Origin of the sequence: Arthrobacter sp. APC 3897 (assembly GCF_030407495.1) — a bacterium.
Taxonomy (GTDB): Bacteria; Actinomycetota; Actinomycetes; order Actinomycetales; family Micrococcaceae; genus Arthrobacter_B.
The window spans coordinates 18,776-37,641 of sequence record NZ_JASDDG010000010.1; the positions used below are offsets into that span (position 1 = coordinate 18,776).

Below are 18,866 nucleotides of genomic sequence, written 5' to 3' on the forward strand. Positions count from 1 at the left end.
GCCTCATTTTTTCTGGGTTACCGGGAGTCCTGCGAATCGAACTTCAGGCCGGGGGTCAGTGCCTTCCGTGGTGTCTGCGCTTCACCACCACGTCAAAGCTGTTGGTCCTAGTGTTCCCGGCTGCATCCGTAGCTGTGCAGGTGACAGTGGTTGTTCCCACGGCAAAGGAACCGCCGCGTCGCGGAGAGCAGTTCACCGGCACCCTTCCGTCAACGGTGTCGATCACCGAGGGCAGCGGGTAGGACACTTTCACGCGGCCGGCACGCTTGGCGTAAGCCACCACGTCCGGCTGGTCGGCGATCCGCGGAGCCAGGACGTCAGCGGGCCTCGCCGGGAGCTGTGACGGGTCCGTGATTCCCCAGTAGGCCGGTGTGACCTGCAGGTCATCGTCGAACGGGAGCGGCTGCTCCCACGGCCGGGCCATCGGCCATGTCCGCAGCCAGCTGCGTGCATTGCTGATGCCCCAGAACGTCACCGAATCGATTGCCGCGCTTTGCCGGCGCAGCATGGCGAACAGGTCACGGTAGTAATAACCCACTTCGGCTGCGGCATCGGCGTCGTTCTCGAAGGCCGGCTTGTAGGGATCCACGGGAGCTCCGCCAACATCCGCACCCTGGTTCTCGGTGGAGGCGTTCACGTCGAGTTCAGTGATGGCCTGAAGAAGATCAGGGTTGATCTTTTCAACAGCCCGGATTGAGTCCTCGAGCCATTGGACCGGGCGGGCGACGTCGACATGGGCCTGATGCCCCACGCCGTCAATGGGCACGCCCCGGGCCTCCAGCGAACGGATCAGATCAAGATAGTCCGCGCGCTTTGCGGGCATTTCGGTGTTGTAGTCATTGATGAAGAGCTTGGCCTCCGGGAAGTACCGGTCGGCCAGCCGGAACGCTTCATCTACGTAGCGCTCACCAAGGATCTGGAACCAGCGGCTGTCCCGCATATCGTGCGGGTTGGCCGTGTCGCCGTCAGCGATCGTTTCGTTGACCACGTCCCAGGCCCAGATGGGGCTGTCCCCGTTCGGGTAGCGGGCGTTAATGTGATCCGCGATGCCCTTGATGTGGGCCTCCATGCGGGCCTTCAGCAGTGCGCGGTCGGCTGGATTGCGGGTCAGGTCCCGGGTGCCGTCCTTGAAGAACCACTCCGGGGTTTGGGAATGCCACACCAGCACATGCCCGTACACCTGCACGTTGTTGGCGTCCGCGAAATCCAGCAGCTGATCCAGCTGGGTGAAAGTGAACTGCCCCTCAACGGGCTGCACGCTTTCGGGCTTGGCGGTGTTCTCCGGCGTGAAGGCATTGAAATGCTTCCGCAGGAGGTTCGCTGCGCTGCCTGTTGTCTCGCGTGCGTCGATCGCCGCTCCCACGTGTTCAATTCCCTGCGCCCCGAGGACATCCTTCAAAGCGGGGACATCGGTTTGTATGGGGATTTCGGGAACCGCCGCGAGGCTAAAATCATCGATCAAATAATCCGCCCCGGCCGGTCCTTCGACGTACACCTGTGCTTTGTCCACTGCCGCAGCAAGGGTGTAGGTGCCCGTCAGCTCGGTCCAGCCGTCGGCAGTGACAGCGGCAGACGCACCCGCAACGCCCTCATAGGCGGTGCCGCCCCCGCTGTCACGTTGGACGGAGATCTTCAGCGACGCCGGCTGCTGTCCGGGGGCGAGTTTCACCCAGGCGGAGATGCGGACAGCGGTGCCGGCAGGCAGAGCGGCGGTAACGTCGAGTGCCGCGCCGTGCCAGTCCTGGGAACGGTTCGTGACCAGCAGGCTTCCGGTCCCGGTGCGGGCATCAGTGCTCTGTGCAAGCAGCACGCCGTCCCCGCGCGGGGTCCAGCCGTCGGTTCCGGTCTCGAAATCCGAGGACACACCGCCGGGAGTTTCCTCTGCGGCGCCGCCCTCCGGAAGGGCGAACGTCCACCCTTGGGCGAGCTTCTCGGTCACAACCGTAGTAACTGCCTTCACCGTATTGGCCCGGTCTCCTCCGCCATCGTGCGCCAGCACCACCGCGCCGGGAGTGAACGCGGTGCGGAGGTTCGCCGTGAGGGTAGCTTCGCTGAGGTCATTGCCGTCCCAGTCGAAGATGACATTGCCGAGCCCCAGCGGCTGCATGCCCAGCGCAGCAGCGACTTCGCCGGTGACTCCCCAGCTTCCGTTCGGTGCCCGAAAATAGGGGACCTGCAGATCAGGCGTGCCTGCGGCTTCACGGATGATACGGAGGTTTTCCAAGAGGTCAGTTTCAATCTGCTCCCGGGTCCACGAGCCCATGTCCGCGTATGTGGTGCCGTGGTTGCACAGCGTGTGGCCCTCACTGACCATCCGCTTCAGCAGCTCGGCTCCATTGGGGGCCTTGATGTTCTGTCCGATGACGCAGAAGGTTGCGGTGATGCCCTTGTCCTTGAGGAAATCGAGGACAACGTCGGTTTCACCGGGATTGGGCCCGTCATCGAAGGTGAGCGACACGGAGTTGCCCGTGCCGCGTGAGGCTGCGATCGGCGTCGTCGTCGGGTTTTCGGCACCCCCGGGGATGAAGGCGGGATCCGGGCTTGGCGGCTGCGGTCCGCCTTCATCAGGAACAGAAGATGGATCCTTCAAGGTGTTCCTCAGGGCGTAGTACGCCGGCTTCCGCGTGAAGTCCTCCTCCATGACGGTTGCCTCGCCCTCTCCGGCAAAGAACACCGGGACCCAGGAGTACTTGTCCGTGAAGCCCCAAATGGTGAAAGAGTTGCAGTCCTCAACCGACAGGCAGGATTTGAGGGCACGCTGGTAATAATCCGCCTGCTGCTCAAGCTGCTCAGCCGTCGGCTCGGTGCCGGCCGCAACATCCATCCGGACGTCTATTTCCGTAATTGCGGTTTCCAGCCCCAGGTCGTCAAAGCGCTGCAGGTTGGCCTGCAACTGTGAGGGGAAACCGTAACGGGTGCTCAGGTGCCCCTGGATGGCGAAGCCGTCAACCTGCACGCCCTGCGCCTGGAGCCGGGGGATGAGTTCGAGGTAGGCGTTGCTCTTGGCGTTGATGTCTTCGACCCCGAAGTCGTTGAAGAACAGCTTCGCCGACGGGTCCGCCTCGTGTGCCCAACGGAAGACGTCGGCAATGATGTCCGGTCCCAGCTCCCGGAGCCAGATGTTTTCGGTGCTGCGCAGGGTCCCGTCGTCGTTGAAGATCTCATTGGCTACGTCCCACTGCTGGATTTTGCCGGCGTACCTGCCCACCACGGTCTGCACATGGTCCTTGAGGATCGCGCGGAGCTCGTCCTTCGTGAAGTCTCCCTGCTCCAGCCACTGGGGATTCTGGCTGTGCCAGAAGAGAGTGTGGCCGCGGACCGCCTGCTTGTTCTTCTGGGCGAACCGGACAATCGAATCCATTTCAGCGAAGCGGTAGACGTCCTTCTCCGGATGGATGAATTCCCACTTCGACTGGTTCTCCGGTGACACTGAATTGAACTCGGACGCGAGTTTCCTGCGGTATTCCTTGTCGTAGGTAAATGGGTCGGGGTAGTCCTGGGTCTCGTGATGGCCTCCGCCGGCAACGGCTGAACCAATCTTGAAGTCCTTGGGCGCAGCTTTGCGCAGGGTGTCATGTTTGGACTGCCCGGGCGGACCTTTGCCGTCCTGCTGCACGGCCACCGCCGGAACCGTCGGCAGAACCAGCGCCGAGGTGAGAAAAAGAGCGGTGAGTAAACGCGGTGTCTTCATGGAACTCTCCCTTGAGTACAGTGCGGGACCGCCGGGACGGCAGCCACAGTTGGCGTTAGGCTCGAAGCGCGCGCAGCGCCGTGGGGAACGGTATGAACGCCCGCCGGCCGGGTCAACAGAAACACCTGTTGTTGACGGATAAACCCACCCGTCTCTTGCCCTTGCGGGCCCGGGGCTGATATTGGTATTGATATCCGCACATGAGATTCGAAACACACCAAGATGTGCATGTGCACACCAAAAACCCTGTATAGTAGAACTCGCGCTTTCCTCCGTAGCTCAATTGGCAGAGCATTCGACTGTTAATCGAAGGGTTACTGGTTCAAGTCCAGTCGGAGGAGCAAGAGGCCCCCTGAACGGCAGATCCTGCCTGCCAGGGGGCCATTTTTTTGCCTGCGGGAGGGCCACCCGGGCCGCAGGCGGGTCGCTGGAGTTCTGTGCTGGGAATGGGTCTGCCTTCCGGCCTGTTCCCACGCAGGCCTTCCGTGCCTAGGGTTATGCGTAGGATTAGTAGGTTTGGGGCGGAACTCCACACAGCCAATACGAGAGACAGGGGAACCTTCCATGGGCGCAAGCCAGCCAGGGCCTAATCCGGGCGAAGCCGAGAAGGTGGCCCACCCGTTTAAAGTGATCGCAGTTACCGTGGCGGCTGCAGTGGGCGGCCTGCTGTTCGGTTTTGACACCGCGGTCATCAACGGTGCCGTGGACGCCATCGGAGAAGAATTCACCCTGAGCCCGGGCGTGCTGGGCTTCACCGTGGCTATCACCCTTCTGGGCTGCGCCGTGGGTGCCTGGTTCGCCGGTCAGCTGGCGGACAGGCTGGGACGGAAGAAAGTCATGGTGGGTGCGGCCATACTTTTTGCCGCCAACTCAGTGGGTTCCGCCTACGCCTTCAGCGAGTGGGACCTGATGTGGTGGCGCCTTGTCGGCGGCCTCGCCATCGGCACGGCGTCGGTCATTGCACCCGGCTACATTGCGGAGGTTGCCCCTAGCAAATGGCGCGGAGCGCTGGGCTCCGTGCAGCAGCTGGCGATTACCCTCGGCATCTTTGCCGCCCTGCTGTCCGACGCGTTCCTGGCCGATGCAGCCGGCAGTGCTCTTGGCGACCTGTGGTGGGGACTGGCTGCCTGGCGGTGGATGCTGCTGGTGGGCGTCGTTCCCGCCGCTGTCTACGGCGTGCTGGCCCTGACCATCCCCGAATCCCCGCAGTATCTTGTGCGCCACAACCGGGACGAGGATGCGGCCAAGGTTTTGCGCTCCGTTTCCGGGGTGCGGGACACAGACCTGAAAATCCGGCAGATTCGCCAGAGCTTCAACACTGAAAAGCCCACGTTCAGGGATCTGCGCGGACCCAAGTTCGGTCTCCAGCCCATTCTTTGGGTGGGCATGGCCATTGCAGCATTCCAGCAGCTGGTGGGTATCAACGCGATCTTCTACTACTCCACAACGCTGTGGAAGTCCGTTGGATTCAGCGAAAGCGACTCGTTCACGACGTCTGTTATCACATCCGTGATCAACGTCGTCATGACCATCGTCGCCATTGCCTTCGTGGACCGGATTGGACGCCGCAAGCTGTTGATGATTGGTTCCGCGGGCATGTTCGTGGGCCTGCTGATGGCAACGGTCTCCTTCTCTCAGGCCGAAGGCGTTGGCGACAGCGTCGAACTGGCCGGTATCTGGGGACCCGTAGCCCTCGTGGGCGCAAACCTTTTCGTCATCTTCTTTGCCGCCACCTGGGGGCCTGTCATGTGGGTCACCCTCGGTGAGATCTTCCCGAACAATATCCGTTCCCTGGCCCTCGGTCTGGGCGCGATGGTCAACTGGATTTTCAACTTCATCGTCACCCTGTCCTTCCCCTGGGTGAGCGACAACTTCGGGGTTTGGATCATGTACGCCATCTTCACCATCTTTGCCGTGATCTCGTTCTGGTTCGTCAAGACAAAGCTGCCGGAGTTCTCCGGCCGGGACCTTGAGGATCGGGAAGGGCTGGAAACCACTTAGACGGGATCCCGCTGTTCACAATGTGAAAGCTGTGGACAATGGTAATTTTGGGTAATGGCAACGGCGAAGAATAATCAGGGGACGGAGGCTGGGCGAATGAAACGCTCCGCTAGTACAAGAAGGACCGCAGGGAATTCCTCGCTGGTCGGTTTAGCGAAAGTCATGGCCCGGCTGACCCCCCGCCAGCTGACGGATGAGCTTGGTTTGGCCTCTGCCGAAATGAAGCAGAAGGGCGTCAAGGCCGGAATCGCCGCAGCATTCATGGTGGTTGCGCTGCTCTTCATCGCGGGCCTGGCTGTTGCGCTGGTTGTCGCCGCCATCCTTGGCCTTGGCACCATCATGTCGGGGTGGCTTGCCGCCCTGCTGGTGGCCCTGCTGTTCCTGATCATTGCCGCAGCGGGCGGTTTGATCGGTTACAGCCGGTTCAAGAAGACCCTGCCGCTTCTTCCCGAGGAAGCGATCTACGGCCTTCGGTATGACCTTGGGGTCCTTAAGGAAGGACGCAGCTTTGACCCGGCCACGCTGGAGAAGAAGCCTGCGGAGCCCAAGGACAAGAATAAGGACAAAGACAAGAAGAAGAACGACGACGACGCCCCCAAGCAGGCCACGCCCGAGGAACTGCGCACCCGCACCCGGCAGCGCCGCGAACACATGGCTGCCGTCCGGGACGGACTGGGCGAGAAGGCCGACATCAAGGAACAGATCCAGGAACTCAAGGCGCGCCGTGCCGCCCAGCACCGCAGCTCCGGCTCCGAGGGGAAGGGCACGGCGTCGTCCAGCGACGAAATCATGGCCCTGATCAAGGAACGCTGGCAGCCTCTGACGGTGCTGGCGGCATCGCTGCTCGCCCTGGTCATTATGCTGCGCAGGCTCTCGCAAAAATAGGTCCCGTTATCGCTGACAAGGGGAGTGGGCCGTGATCAGACTGATCGGTGCGGGGACGCGTCCGGGCCGCGCGCCAGCGGAACTGGACACCTTCTGGACCGTTCCGAACCTGATCACGGTCCTTCGCTTTTTCGGAGTACCGCTGTTTGTCTGGTTCATTGTCCGTGACGAGTACGGGCCGGCGTTCATCACCCTTGTAACCGTAGGTTCCACTGACTGGGTGGACGGATATCTGGCGCGCCGGCTGGGGCAGGTGTCCCGGGTCGGCAAATGGCTGGACCCGGTGGCTGACCGCCTGGCACTGATCGTTGTAGCGGTGACCTTCGTAGTGGACGGGATTGCACCGTCGTGGCTGGTCCTGTCGATCGTGATTCCGGATGCCGTCCTCATCGTCAACGCTCTGGTGCTGTTCCGCGGCAGCCCCAACCTCCCCGTCAGCAACATCGGGAAGATCCGGACTGCCCTGCTGCTGCTCGGCGCTCCGATGCTGCTGCTCCAGCGGGTTCCGGGATTCGATTACCCCTGGCTGTCTGCGGCGGGGACGGCAGTGATTCTGCTCGGCTGCATTGGCCACGTTCTTGCAGGGGCAGGCTATCTGCGCGCGGCCTGGCGTAAGCATGCCCGGGAACGCGTTGCGGCCGGGAACGGCTAATGGTCGGCATTGCCATCACGTGTGCTCTGGCCAGCGCGGTGTTCCTGGCTTTCGGCGCCCAGAGGCAGGGAAGCGCGGTCAGCGCCGACACCGGCGGGCTGGAGCTGCGCTCATCGCAGCTGCTGCGGCTGCTGCGCAATCCCCGCTGGCTCCTGGGACTGTTTCTCCTGGGGGTGGGCACCGCCCTGAACGTCACGGCGCTGACGCTGGCTCCGCTGACGGTGGTCCAGCCCATCGGCTCCATTGCGCTGGTCATCACCACCATTGTGAATTCCAGGGACCAGGGCCTGCGGATGAACCGCATCACCGTCGTAGCCATCGTGGCGTGCGTGGTGGGCAGCGCCCTCTTTGTCTCCCTCGCCGTCGGCGTCACCCGTGGCCAGCGCGAGGTCCGGCCCGGACAGGAGCTGACCATCGTGATGCTCCTCGCCGTGGCCGTGGTGTTTTTCGGCACATTAAACGTACTGTTCGGGCGGCGGATCGGCGCGATCGGCTTCATCGTGGGCGCCGGAGTCCTGTTTGGTTTTGTGGCGGTGCTGACCAAAGTCATTGCGGCGGATCTGTTCAATCCCAACGGCCGGTTCCTGTTCAACGTTCCGTGGTACACGCTCCTGGGCATCGCCGTCGCCGGCGGGCTCGGGGCCTGGTTCGTGCAAAGCGCCTACTCCAGCGGCCCGCCCGATCTCGTGATCGCCGGATTGACCGTGATCGATCCGATGGTGGGCATCGCCATCGGTATCGGGGTGCTTCATGAGCTCGTCCCTGACGTGCCCGCCGTGGCGGGCGTTGCCATGGGGGTCGCAGCTTTGATTGCTATCGTGGGGGTCGTTGCCCTGTCCCGGTACCATCCGGACGTCATCCAAAGGCGGGCAGAGGCACGGCGCCGGCAAAAGCAAGGTGCTGCAAAAACATCGAAAGACCAAAAGAGGGGCTCCCTGTGACCGACGACGCATCGGCCGACAAACCGCTGACCATCCTCATTGCGTGCGACACCTACCCGCCGCACCTGAACGGAGCCGCCCAGTTCGGCTACCGGCTGGCCCGCGGATTGAACGGACGGGGCCATGACGTTCACGTCCTGGCTCCCAACGACGTCGACGGCCCCAGCCGCAGCGATCTGGACGGCGACTGGCCCGTGCACCGGCTTCGGTCCCACGGTGTCCCAACCCACGAGTACTGGCGCATCTGCCTGCCGTGGGAGATCAAGAAGGAAATCAGCCTGCTCTTTGACCGGGTGCAGCCGGATGTGGTCCACATCCAGTGCCATTACATGGTGGGGGAGTACACGCTGTACGAGGCGGAGAAGCGGGGGATCCGCGTCATTGCCACCAACCACTTCATGCCCGCGAACCTCGATCCTTTCCTGCCGTTCCCGCGCTGGTTCAAGAACATCGTTGCCAAGAACTCGTGGAAGGACATGGGTAAGGTCATGGGCCGTGCCGCAGTTGTCACCACGCCCACGCCGCTGGCTGCGAAGGCCATGCATGACCACGCCTTCCTGCATGATGTGCTGCCGCTGTCCAACGGAATCGACGCATCGGTCTACGAACTGCAGCCCGGGGAATGGATCGAACCCCGCGATCACCCCACCGTGCTGTTTGTTGGCAGGTTGGCGGAGGAAAAGCACGTTGACGTGCTGATCGACGCTGTCGCGAAGGTTCCGGCCCACCTGAACGTCCACGCTGACATCATTGGCGGCGGCGAGGTCAAGAGCAGCCTGCAGGCACAGGTGAAGCGGCTGGGCCTGGAAAACCGGGTGGTGTTCCACGGCCTCGTGTCCGACGCTGACCTGCGGAAGGCCTACCTCCGGGCGGATGTGTTCGTGATGCCGGGCACCGCTGAACTCCAGTCACTGGTGACGCTTGAGGCGATGTCCGCGTCCACCCCGGTGCTTTTGGCTGATGCGATGGCCCTGCCGCACCTGGTCGACCCGGGACGCAACGGTTACCTGTTTGAACCGGGCAACAGCGATGAGCTCGGTGAGCGGCTGACGTCCATCCTTGAGCTGGACTCCGAGGAACGCGCCGCCATGGGCGCGCACAGCCGCTGCATGGTGGAGCGTCACAGCCTGGACGCCACGTTGTCCACCTTTGAGGACCTGTACTACGGACGGCCGCTGGGCCAGGGAGCCCTCTAGCTGACAGCGCATCCCTCCCGCCGGATTGGTGGGAGGGACATTCCTGCCACTAGGATGTCCATGTTGCGTTCGTCGCAGCACCGCCCGCATGCGGGCGTTGAGGGGCTGTAGCTCAGCTGGTCAGAGCAGCGGACTCATAATCCGTGGGTCGTGGGTTCAAGCCCCACCAGCCCTACTTTGTGTAATGAGCCGGGACATCGTTTACGGATGAGCTGCGGCACGGGTAGCACCCCGGTCTTCGGACCGGGGTGTTTTCTTTTGCCCCGCGGCTGACCGTCGTCCAGCCGGAGACAATCGTGTTGTACATCATGTTACTGGCGGGTAACATGGATGAGACCGGCTTCACAGCCTACAGATCACTGATGATCAGCAGCGAAGGATATTTCCATGGCAACTATCGACGTCGACAATCTCCCGTACGCGGACGGCGACTTCTACGCATTCGAGGAGCTCCTCTCCGACAAGGAGCGGGACCGCCTTCTTGAGGTCCGCGCCTGGTTGAAGGCAGAGGTCACCCCGCACGCTGCGGACTGGTGGAACGCCGGTGAGTTCCCGCACCACATGATCCCCAGGATCGCCGAGCTGGATGTCATGAGCCCGGTCTACCGCCAGGGCCACTCGAACCTCTTCGCCGGCCTTTGCCATGCCGAGTTCACCCGTGCCGACACGTCCTTTGCAACGTTCCTGGGTGTGCATGACGGCCTGTTCACCGGCTCCATTGAGGCACTGGCCTCCGAGGAGCAGAAGGCAGCCTGGCTGCCGGATATCTATTCGATGAAGAAGATCGGTGCCTTCGGCCTGACCGAGCCGCTGGGCGGATCCGATGTTGCCGGCGGAACCCGTACCACGGCACGCCGTGACGGTGACAAGTGGATCCTCAACGGCGAAAAGCGCTGGATCGGCAACGCCACCTTCTCAGACTGGGTTGTCGTCTACGCCCGCGACGTTGCGGACAACCAGGTCAAGGGTTTCCTTGTGGACACCAAGACCGAGGGCTACAGTGCCACGAAGATCGAAAACAAGATTGCCCTCCGCACGGTGCAGAACGCCGACATTGTCCTGGACAACGTGGTAGTCAGCGATGACTTCCACCTGAAGGGCGCCAACAGCTTCAAGGACACCAACAAGGTCCTCAAGGTCACCCGCCTTGCCGTGGCCTGGCAGGCAGTGGGCCAGCAGATGGCGGCCTTCGACGTGGCCCGCAAATATGCCGTGGAGCGTCAGCAATTCGGCAAGCCGCTTGCCTCCTTCCAGCTTGTCCAGGAGCAGCTCGTGAAGATCCTGGGCAACACTGTCAGCTCCATGGGCATGATGGTCCGCCTGGCGCAGCTGGAAGACCTTGGCCGCGCCAAGGATGAACAGTCCGCGCTGGCCAAGGCCTTCACTACGGCACGCATGCGAGAGTCGGTGGCCCTGGGCCGCAGCATCCTCGGCGGCAACGGAATCGTCACGGACTACGGCATGGCCAAGATCTTCGCCGATGCCGAAGCGATCTACTCCTACGAAGGAACCTACGAGATCAACACGCTGGTGACCGGCCGTGCGATCACCGGGGTAGCGGCGTTCGTCTAGACCTGATGTGAGCGGATGTGTGGCCAGTCCCCGAGGGGGCTGGCCGCACTGCGTTAAGGGACCGCTGCACTAAAGGTCCGCTGCATCACCCTCTCGACTGCGCAGCAGCGCAGTCCTCCGTTGCGGATCAGCCCGGGGACCGCCGCAGCGGCAGCAGCACTGAGGGCCTGCGGTCCGTCACGTAGTCAAGGGGATTCACATATTCCCCGTCCAGCCGCACGCCCCAGTGCAGGCAGGACCGGGCACAGTGGCCGGAAGCGCCTGCACCTGCCAGCAGGCCGACCACCTCGCCTTCAGTGACCGGATCACCGATGGACAGGGAGGCGTCCACCGGTTCAAAGCTCGCCAGGAGTCCGCCGCCCAGATCAACCGTCATGACGGGGCGGTCCACCACCCAGCCGGCAAAGACCACAGTCCCCGCTGCCGGACTGAGCACCGGTGCTCCGGGCACCGCGGCGAGGTCAACTCCCCGGTGGCCGGCCAGCCAGCGCTGCGGCGGCGCCCGGAAGGCCCGGATGACCTGCGGCGCAGGGGAGAGGGGCCAGCTCCATGCAGGCTCGTAGGGTCCTGTCGGGACGCGAGCGGTGCCGCCAGTGAATCTTTCGGCTGCTGAAGGCAGGCTCAGGACTTCGAACGGCACCGCCGCGGGCACCGGCAGCAGGGTAAGAGCAACCAGCAGGCTCCAGCCCCGGGATTGAATCTTCATGCCCCATCGTGAACCGGCAGCCCTGCGCCGAGCGGGACTTTCGGCCAGGCAGTGGAAAACCCGGCCCACCGCCTGCGGTGCCGACTCTTGGGGAGGACGGAAGTGCCCCGCAGCTGGTGTATAGTTGACGAAGCAGTTTGCTGTGCCATGTTCCCTGCCCGCAGGGGGATGCCGCCCGTGTTTCACCGAAACCCAGGCATGTGTCCGGCACTGGAATCTGACTACGCGTGCCCCAATTATTCCGGCCCTTCCTCAGGAAATGCCGGGGTGCCTCTCCATCGGTCCGGTAAGCCGGCAGGAGATGCATGCTGATCCAGCTGATGGGCACCAGGAGCTTCACCCGCCCGGGTGTACAGCTATCAACCGTCAATTGGCAGCAGGATCCATGTGCTTCGGCCCTGACTGCTGCCGGAAGGAGTGACGACATGCCCGTCGTTACAATGCGCCAGCTGCTCGACAGCGGCGTCCACTTTGGACACCAGACCCGTCGCTGGAACCCGAAGATGAAGCGTTTCATCTTCACCGAGCGCAACGGCATCTACATCATCGACCTGCAGCAGTCGCTGTCCTACATCGACCGCGCCTACGAGTTCGTCAAGGCCACCGTTGCACACGGCGGAACCGTACTGTTCGTCGGTACCAAGAAGCAGGCTCAGGAAGCCATCGCCGAGCAGGCCACCCGTGTTGGCCAGCCGTACGTGAACCAGCGCTGGCTCGGCGGTATGCTCACCAACTTCCAGACCGTTGCCAAGCGCATCCAGCGTCTGAAGGAACTCGAAGAGATTGACTTCGACGATGTTGCCGGTTCCGGCCACACCAAGAAGGAACTGCTGCTGCTGAAGCGCGAGCTCACCAAGCTGCAGACCAACCTCGGCGGCATCCGCAACCTGACCAAGGCTCCGTCCGTGGTCTGGATCGTTGATACCCAGAAGGAACACCTCGCCATTGACGAGGCCAAGAAGCTGAACATCCCCGTTGTTGCCATTCTGGACAGCAACTGCGATCCCGATGACGTCGACTTCCCGATCCCGGGCAACGACGACGCCATCCGCTCCGTCAACCTGCTGACCCGCGTTATCGCCGACGCCGTTGCTGAGGGCCTCATCGCCCGCCACAACAAGTCCGGCAACACGGAAGCTGCGGCTGAGCCGCTGGCTGAGTGGGAGCGCGAGCTCCTCGAAGGTGCAGCTGCACCCGCCGCTGAAGCTCCGGCTGCAGAAGCTGCCGCTGAAGAAGCTCCGGCCGAGGCTGCTGCCCCCGCCGCGGACGCAACAGAGAAGTAAATAGAAGTTCCCGGATCACCGTTGCCCGGCAACGGTGATCCGGGGTATCTGCTGGTGCGGCTGGCCGGATCTTTCCGGCCAGCCGCTCTGGCGGAATCTCACCAAAACTTATAACGGGAGGACTGGAGTCCAAATGGCGAACTACACCGCTGCTGACATCAAGGCACTGCGCGAGCGCACCGGCGCCGGCATGATGGATGTAAAGAAAGCTCTGGACGAGGCCAACGGCGATGCCGACAAGGCCATGGAGCTCATCCGCATCAAGGGCCTCAAGGGCGCAACCAAGCGTGAAGGCCGTTCCACCGCAGAAGGCCTGGTGGCTGCCAAGGTTATCGACGGCACCGTCGGCGTCATGATCGAGCTGAACTGCGAAACTGACTTCGTGGCCAAGTCCGCCAAGTTCATCGAACTGGCTGACAAGGTTCTGGCTGCCGCTGTTGAATCCGGTGCTGCCGACGCCGAAACCCTCCTTGCCTACAACGTTGACGGCAAGCCGCTGTCCGAGGTTGTTGTCGAAGAAGGCGCAATCCTGGGCGAGAAGGTTGTCGTCCGCCGCGTGGCCCGCATCGAGGGCAAGACCGTTGACGCCTACCTGCACAAGACGTCCAAGGACCTGCCTGCTCAGGTTGGCGTCCTGTTCGCCGTCGACAGCGACAGCGATGATGCACGCACTGCTGCACACGATATCGCCGTGCACACCGCTGCTTACGCTCCCACCTACCTGACGCGTGAAGAAGTTCCCGCCGAGACCGTGGAGAACGAACGCCGCATCGCCGACGAGACGGCACGCGCCGAGGGCAAGCCCGAAGCCGCGCTGACCAAGATCGTCGAAGGCCGCCTGACCGGTTTCTTCAAGGAAATCGTCCTGCTGGACCAGCCGTTCGCGAAGGACGCCAAGAAGACCGTTGCGAAGGTCCTCGAAGAGGCCGGGACCGCACCGTCCGGTTTCGCCCGTTTCCGCGTAGGCGCCTAGCCCACAAGGCACTGGACCTGACGGACACGTCATCATGAACAAAAGGGGCAGTCACCTTGGTGGCCGCCCCTTTTGTTTGCCCAAAACCTTTTTCAAAATTCTGTACTAAGAACTGCTTACGCCCGGGAGGCACCATGGCCCACGTCCTGAAAGACACCGATTCGACGCGACGCCGCGTACTGCTCAAGTTGTCCGGGGAAGTCTTCGGCGGAGGGAAGCTGGGCGTCGACCCCGACACTGTCCGCGCCGTCGCCAAGCAGATCGCAGCGACGGTTGGTGAAGTGGAAGTCGCCATCGTTGTGGGCGGGGGAAACTTCTTCCGCGGAGCTGAACTCTCCCAGAGCGGCATGGACCGCTCCCGAGCGGACTACATGGGCATGCTGGGCACCGTCATGAACTGTCTGGCCCTTCAGGACTTCCTGGAACAGGCCGGCGTCGAAACCCGCGTCCAGAGCGCCATCACCATGGGCCAGGTTGCCGAAGCCTACATTCCGCGGCGCGCCATCCGGCACCTGGAAAAGGGACGCGTGGTGATTTTTGGTGCGGGTGCAGGGCTGCCGTACTTCTCCACCGACACCGTGGCGGCCCAGCGTGCCCTTGAGGTGCACGCGGATGAGGTCCTGATGGCCAAGAGCGGGGTGGACGGCGTTTACACCGCGGACCCCAACAAGGACCCCGATGCCACCCGTCTGGAAACCCTGACCTACGACGACGCCCTGCGCCAGGACATCCGCGTCATGGACCAGACGGCCATGACCATGTGCAAGGACAATGACCTGAACATGGTGGTCTTTGGTATGGAAGGCGAAGGAAACGTCACCCGCGCTATCCGCGGCGAAAAGATCGGCACCATCGTTTCCAACTAGCGTTACTGCTTCACCGTGTTGCCGTGGTTCCGGGCCGGGCGCCTGCGGGCCTGGAGCGGCGGCAACGATATTCCGTCGGCCGCGGACGGCCTCCGGAATAATAAAGCCGCCTTCCTCCAGACCCTCCGGGGCGGTCGAGGCACCCCGCCTTCCAGCACCCGCAGGCGCCTCCAGGGCCTCCCCGGCCGGTTGGGTCCCTGCTGCCTCCCGCCCCCACGCCGTCGCCCGATGGCGAGGCGGGGAGGATTTGCTCTCGGCGTCGCAGGCCCGTGCAGGGAACCGCGGGGCTTTTGGCTTAGGATGAATAAGAGAGCCCAGCCACCACCGCGTGGAAATTTTTGCGTGTTAGGAGACATCATGATCGAAGAAACCCTGGCCGAGGCCACCGACAAAATGGACAAGGCGGTGGAAGTGGCCAAGGAGGATTTCTCGACGATCCGCACCGGCCGTGCCACCCCGGCATTGTTCTCCAAGGTCCTGGTGGACTACTACGGATCTCCCACCCAGCTGCAGCAGCTGGCGTCCTTCGCGACGCCCGATGCGCGCACCCTGCTGATCACCCCGTATGACGTCACCGCCCTGCGTGCCATTGAGCGTGCCCTGAGCGATTCCGAGGTAGGCGCCAACCCGTCCAACGACGGCAAGGTTATCCGGGTTGTCATGCCGGAGCTGACGCAGGACCGCCGCAAGGAATACGTCAAGATCGTCAAGACCAAGGGCGAAGATGCCAAGGTGTCGGTCCGGAACATCCGCCGCAAGGCGAAGGACGCCTTGGACCGCCTGGTTAAAGACGGCGAGATTGGCGAGGATGACGGCGCCCGTGCCGAGAAGGACCTCGACGCGCAGACGAAGGCCCACACCGAGGCCATCGACGATCTGCTCAAGCGCAAGGAAGCCGAGCTGCTCGAGGTCTGATGAGGAACGACCAGCCTCCCAGCAAGGCTGGCGGTGCGTCCCTTGAGACTGATCCGGCAGCAAAGGCCACGGACATGAGTGCTACCGAAGGAACCGGTTCTCCTGGACCGGGAAAGCCGTCCAAGCGCGGAAAAGGCACAGCGGCCAAGGCGCCGGCAAAGCCGTCCAAAGCCGGCCGCAACCTGCCGGCGGCCATCGCCGTCGGCGTTATCCTGCTCGGTTCGCTCCTGGCCGGGCTGCTCTTCTTTCCGTTGGCAATCGTAGCGATCGCCACGGTTTTTGCCGCGGTGGGTGTCTGGGAGGTGAGCCGGGCGCTGGAAGTCCGGAGCATCAAGGTCCCCCTGGTTCCGGTGTTGACGGGAACTGTCGCCTTGCCCTTTGCCGCCTACTTCGGCGGCAGCGAGGCGTTGGCGTTTGCCCTCGTGGCGTCCGTCGTGGCGCTCCTGCTGTGGCGCACCATCGACACGGCGGAGCATGCCGTGCAGAGCATCCTCGCCGGCATTTTCGTGTTGCTGTGGGTGCCCTTCCTGCTGAGCTTCGCCCTGCTGGTCCTGGGGGAGCCCGACGGCCAGATCCGTGTTGCCGTACTGCTGCTCCTGGTGGTTTCCAATGACACGTTCGGGTACCTCGTGGGGGCAATCTTCGGAAAGCATCCGATGGCGCCCAAGATCAGTCCGAAAAAATCCTGGGAGGGATTTGCGGGCTCGGCTGCCGGAGCCACCGTGGTGGGAGTTGTTGCAGCCCTCTTCTTCCTGGACCAGCCGTGGTGGTTCGGTCTTGTCCTTGCCGTCGCCACCGTTGCTGCGGCAACTGCGGGGGACTTCTCCGAGTCCATGATCAAACGCGAACTCGGCGTCAAAGATATGTCCAACCTGCTGCCCGGCCACGGCGGAATTATGGACAGGCTGGACTCGGTTGTCTTTGCCTCACCGGTGGTCTTCCTGCTGTCGGTGCTTCTGATCCCCGGAACGTAGCGCCGGCGGATCACCCCGCACCCGTCAGCCGCTGTGGCGGGCCGCACAGGTCCCTGAGGTGCGGCAACGTAGGATAGTGACAGGTTTTCGATCAGTCTCGGCGAGCGGCATGACCACAGAGGAACAGTAAGACATGGATGAAGCGCGGCAGGCCGGCGCCCCTTTCGAGCGTGTGGGGCGTCGGGAATACGGGTACAACACACGTCAGGTTGACGAGTTTCTGGCGGAAGCCCGCAGCTGCTACAACGGCGAAAGCTCCGCCGAGAAGGCCATTACCAGCCGAAACGTCCGGTCCATGGCCTTTGATCCCGCCAAGGCCGGGTATGAACCGCAGGCCGTGGACGCCGCGCTGGACCGGCTGGAAGATGTCTTTGCCCAGCGCGAAAAAAACGAAATGATCCAGGACAAGGGTGAGGAAGCCTGGCTGCTGCAGATTAGCCGCACCTCGGCCGTCCTGCGCGGACGGCTCCACCGCAAGCCCGGGGAACGGTTCCGCCGCCCCACCCGGCGCAAGGTGCCCAGCTACGACGTCCAGGATGTCGATGCGCTCTGCGACGAACTGCTGGGATACTTCGAAAATGACAAGCCGCTGAGCGTGGACGTGGTGCGGCGTGCCGTATTCCGCGAAGCCAAGGGTCCCGAAGGGTATGAGGAAACGCAGGTTGACGTGTTCCTTGACCGCGTGGTGGAACTGATGGCGTCGATCGACTAGCTGCGCCGCTCCCGGGGGTGCGGCCGTTCCGGTGTGTGCAGCCGTGCCAGGATTTTGGCGGCGCCTGCAGGAGCCAGGTCCGGCCGCAGCCTGGAGACCGCCACAGTCACCAGGAACGCGGCAGGGACGGTCCAGGCGGCCGGCTGCTCCAGCCACGCCGGCACCGTTCGGGCGGCAGTGCCCAGCACGCCGCCTGCCACCATGGCGCCCCCGCACAGTACCGCTCCGGTGACCATGCCCGCTACGGCTCCGGGAGCGGTAAGCCCCCGCCACCAGATGCCCAGCAGCAGCAGCGGACACAGGGTTGATGCGGTAAAAGCGAACACCATGCCCACGGTGCCCGCCAGTGCCTGTGAGCTGGTCAGCAGCGCCAGTCCCAGGGGTACGACGGCGGCCAGTACAGCTGAGAGCCGGAACCCGCCGACACTGCCGCGGAAGAGATCCTGGCTGATGACTCCGGCCAATGACACCACGAGTCCGCTCGTGGTGGACAGGAAGGCCGCGAAGGCGCCCGCTGCAACCAGCGCCGAGAGCAGGTCCCCCAAGGCGCCGTCGAATACCCGGCCCGGCAGCAGCAGCACTGTGGAGTCCGCTCCGCCGGCTGCCAGATCCGGCGTGTAGATGCGGCCGAGCACCCCGTAAATGATGGGGAACACGTAAAACAGCGAGAGCAGCCCCAGCACGATCAGCGTGGTCCGCCGGGCGGAGCCTCCGTCGGGGTTGGTGTAAAACCGCACCAGGACGTGCGGCAGGCCGAGGGTACCGCAGAGCAGGGCGATGCTCAGCGAGATGTTCCGGTAAAGGGATGCGTTGGTCTCCGGATCCAGCGCGGCGGCGAAGGCTGCGCCGCCGTCGGTCCACGGCAGACCTTCCCGGGACAGCCGCAGGAGGACAAAGATCACGGGCACCGCGATGGCCGCCAGTTTGAGCCAGTACTGGAACGCCTGGACAAAGGTGATGGAGCGCATTCCGCCGGTCATTACGCTCAGGCAGACCACCACCGCCACGGCCACGGAGCCTATCCAGCCGGGCAGTCCGGTGGTGATCCGGATGGTGAGGGCGGCTCCGTGCAGCTGCGGCACGATGTACAGCCAGCCGACGGCGATCACCAGCAGGGTGGTGATGCGGCGGGCGGGCAGCGATTCGAGCCGGACCTGGGCAAAGTCGGCAATGGTGTACGCCCCGGACCGGCGAAGCGGTGCGGCGACGAACAACAGCAGCATCAGGTAGCCGGCCGTGTAGCCAATGGGAAACCAGAGGGCATCCACGCCGGACACCAGGATCAGCCCGGCCACGCCCAGGAAGCTCGCGGCGGACAGGTACTCTCCGCCGATGGCCGAGGCGTTCCACCATGGACGCACGGTGCGCGAGGCAACGTAGAAATCCCCCGTGGTGCGGGAAATGCGCAGGCCGTACACGCCGATCAGCAGCGTGGCGGCGGTGACCGCTGCCAGAGCCGCATAGCCCGCGGCCGGGTTCATGCCGCCCGTCCGGGCTTA

Annotated in this window: 15 protein-coding genes and 2 tRNA genes; 14 read left to right on the forward strand and 3 right to left on the reverse strand. The window is 63.5% G+C overall.

Annotation, left to right across the window (positions count from 1 at the left end; translation table 11 throughout):
* Nucleotides 1–55: 55 nt before the first annotated feature.
* Nucleotides 56–3,691: an endo-1,4-beta-xylanase gene (locus QMA10_RS06520; RefSeq protein WP_290167024.1), complete on the reverse strand. Its 3,636-nt coding sequence runs from the start codon at nt 3,689–3,691 to the stop codon at nt 56–58.
* Between the two features lie 268 nt (nt 3,692–3,959).
* Here QMA10_RS06520 and QMA10_RS06525 point away from each other — a divergent pair.
* The 8 genes from QMA10_RS06525 to QMA10_RS06560 all read left to right on the forward strand — a co-directional run bounded on the left by QMA10_RS06525 (nt 3,960) and on the right by QMA10_RS06560 (nt 10,938).
* Nucleotides 3,960–4,032, forward strand: a tRNA-Asn gene (locus QMA10_RS06525).
* 286 nt (nt 4,033–4,318) lie between these two features.
* Nucleotides 4,319–5,692 (forward strand): sugar porter family MFS transporter, encoded by a 1,374-nt coding sequence (locus tag QMA10_RS06530; RefSeq protein ID WP_290167025.1) that lies wholly within the window; start codon nt 4,319–4,321, stop codon nt 5,690–5,692.
* Between the two features lie 96 nt (nt 5,693–5,788).
* Entirely contained in the window at nt 5,789–6,577 is a 789-nt protein-coding gene (locus QMA10_RS06535; protein WP_290167026.1) for a phage holin family protein, read from the forward strand.
* A gap of 31 nt (nt 6,578–6,608) precedes the next feature.
* On the forward strand, nt 6,609–7,229 hold the full coding sequence (locus QMA10_RS06540; RefSeq protein ID WP_356834016.1) for a CDP-alcohol phosphatidyltransferase family protein: 621 nt from the start codon (nt 6,609–6,611) through the stop codon (nt 7,227–7,229).
* On the forward strand, nt 7,229–8,170 hold the full coding sequence (locus tag QMA10_RS06545) for a DMT family transporter (RefSeq protein WP_290167027.1): 942 nt from the start codon (nt 7,229–7,231) through the stop codon (nt 8,168–8,170). Before QMA10_RS06540 ends, QMA10_RS06545 begins: the two co-directional genes overlap by 1 nt.
* The gene (locus QMA10_RS06550; protein WP_290167028.1) at nt 8,167–9,366 is read left to right on the forward strand and encodes a glycosyltransferase; all 1,200 of its coding nucleotides are present in this window, start codon (nt 8,167–8,169) and stop codon (nt 9,364–9,366) included. The genes QMA10_RS06545 and QMA10_RS06550 overlap by 4 nt, the downstream gene beginning before the upstream one ends.
* Nucleotides 9,367–9,467: 101 nt before the next feature.
* Nucleotides 9,468–9,541 (forward strand) — tRNA-Ile (locus tag QMA10_RS06555).
* Nucleotides 9,542–9,753: 212 nt separating this feature from the next.
* Nucleotides 9,754–10,938 carry an acyl-CoA dehydrogenase family protein gene (locus QMA10_RS06560; protein WP_290167029.1) on the forward strand — a complete coding sequence of 395 codons (1,185 nt, stop codon included), beginning with the start codon at nt 9,754–9,756 and terminating at the stop codon, nt 10,936–10,938.
* 127 nt (nt 10,939–11,065) lie between these two features.
* Here the strand turns inward: QMA10_RS06560 and QMA10_RS06565 are convergent, their stop codons facing one another.
* On the reverse strand, nt 11,066–11,644 hold the full coding sequence (locus tag QMA10_RS06565) for a M23 family metallopeptidase (RefSeq protein WP_290167030.1): 579 nt from the start codon (nt 11,642–11,644) through the stop codon (nt 11,066–11,068).
* A gap of 425 nt (nt 11,645–12,069) precedes the next feature.
* Between QMA10_RS06565 and rpsB the strand changes: the two genes are divergently transcribed.
* From rpsB to QMA10_RS06595, 6 genes are all read left to right on the forward strand, one after another.
* A complete protein-coding gene (rpsB, locus tag QMA10_RS06570; RefSeq protein WP_290167031.1) occupies nt 12,070–12,927 on the forward strand; it encodes a 30S ribosomal protein S2 in 858 nt (285 codons plus the stop codon).
* 133 nt (nt 12,928–13,060) lie between these two features.
* Nucleotides 13,061–13,900 carry a translation elongation factor Ts gene (gene tsf, locus QMA10_RS06575; RefSeq protein ID WP_290167032.1) on the forward strand — a complete coding sequence of 280 codons (840 nt, stop codon included), beginning with the start codon at nt 13,061–13,063 and terminating at the stop codon, nt 13,898–13,900.
* Between the two features lie 134 nt (nt 13,901–14,034).
* Nucleotides 14,035–14,766, forward strand: coding sequence for a UMP kinase (gene pyrH, locus QMA10_RS06580; protein WP_290167033.1), 732 nt, complete (start codon nt 14,035–14,037; stop codon nt 14,764–14,766).
* Nucleotides 14,767–15,123: 357 nt separating this feature from the next.
* The gene (gene frr, locus QMA10_RS06585) at nt 15,124–15,681 is read left to right on the forward strand and encodes a ribosome recycling factor (RefSeq protein ID WP_290167034.1); all 558 of its coding nucleotides are present in this window, start codon (nt 15,124–15,126) and stop codon (nt 15,679–15,681) included.
* Between the two features lie 74 nt (nt 15,682–15,755).
* A complete protein-coding gene (locus tag QMA10_RS06590; RefSeq protein WP_290167035.1) occupies nt 15,756–16,655 on the forward strand; it encodes a phosphatidate cytidylyltransferase in 900 nt (299 codons plus the stop codon).
* 133 nt (nt 16,656–16,788) lie between these two features.
* Nucleotides 16,789–17,367, forward strand: a complete 579-nt coding sequence (locus tag QMA10_RS06595; RefSeq protein WP_290167036.1) for a DivIVA domain-containing protein — start codon at nt 16,789–16,791, stop codon at nt 17,365–17,367.
* Here QMA10_RS06595 and QMA10_RS06600 read toward each other — a convergent pair.
* Nucleotides 17,364–18,848 (reverse strand): cation acetate symporter, encoded by a 1,485-nt coding sequence (locus QMA10_RS06600; protein ID WP_290167037.1) that lies wholly within the window; start codon nt 18,846–18,848, stop codon nt 17,364–17,366. The genes QMA10_RS06595 and QMA10_RS06600 overlap by 4 nt on opposite strands.
* Nucleotides 18,849–18,866: the final 18 nt, after the last annotated feature.

Excerpts from the sequence above, each read along its gene's own strand:
- QMA10_RS06520 (WP_290167024.1), bottom strand. The coding sequence starts at position 3,691 with ATGAAGACACCGCGTTTACTCACCGCTCTTTTTCTCACCTCGGCGCTG.
- QMA10_RS06535 (WP_290167026.1), top strand. The coding sequence starts at position 5,789 with ATGAAACGCTCCGCTAGTACAAGAAGGACCGCAGGGAATTCCTCGCTG.
- QMA10_RS06545 (WP_290167027.1), top strand. The coding sequence starts at position 7,229 with ATGGTCGGCATTGCCATCACGTGTGCTCTGGCCAGCGCGGTGTTCCTG.
- QMA10_RS06560 (WP_290167029.1), top strand. The coding sequence starts at position 9,754 with ATGGCAACTATCGACGTCGACAATCTCCCGTACGCGGACGGCGACTTC.
- QMA10_RS06565 (WP_290167030.1), bottom strand. The coding sequence starts at position 11,644 with ATGAAGATTCAATCCCGGGGCTGGAGCCTGCTGGTTGCTCTTACCCTG.
- rpsB (WP_290167031.1), top strand. The coding sequence starts at position 12,070 with ATGCCCGTCGTTACAATGCGCCAGCTGCTCGACAGCGGCGTCCACTTT.
- tsf (WP_290167032.1), top strand. The coding sequence starts at position 13,061 with ATGGCGAACTACACCGCTGCTGACATCAAGGCACTGCGCGAGCGCACC.
- pyrH (WP_290167033.1), top strand. The coding sequence starts at position 14,035 with ATGGCCCACGTCCTGAAAGACACCGATTCGACGCGACGCCGCGTACTG.
- frr (WP_290167034.1), top strand. The coding sequence starts at position 15,124 with ATGATCGAAGAAACCCTGGCCGAGGCCACCGACAAAATGGACAAGGCG.
- QMA10_RS06590 (WP_290167035.1), top strand. The coding sequence starts at position 15,756 with ATGAGTGCTACCGAAGGAACCGGTTCTCCTGGACCGGGAAAGCCGTCC.
- QMA10_RS06595 (WP_290167036.1), top strand. The coding sequence starts at position 16,789 with ATGGATGAAGCGCGGCAGGCCGGCGCCCCTTTCGAGCGTGTGGGGCGT.
- QMA10_RS06600 (WP_290167037.1), bottom strand. The coding sequence starts at position 18,848 with ATGAACCCGGCCGCGGGCTATGCGGCTCTGGCAGCGGTCACCGCCGCC.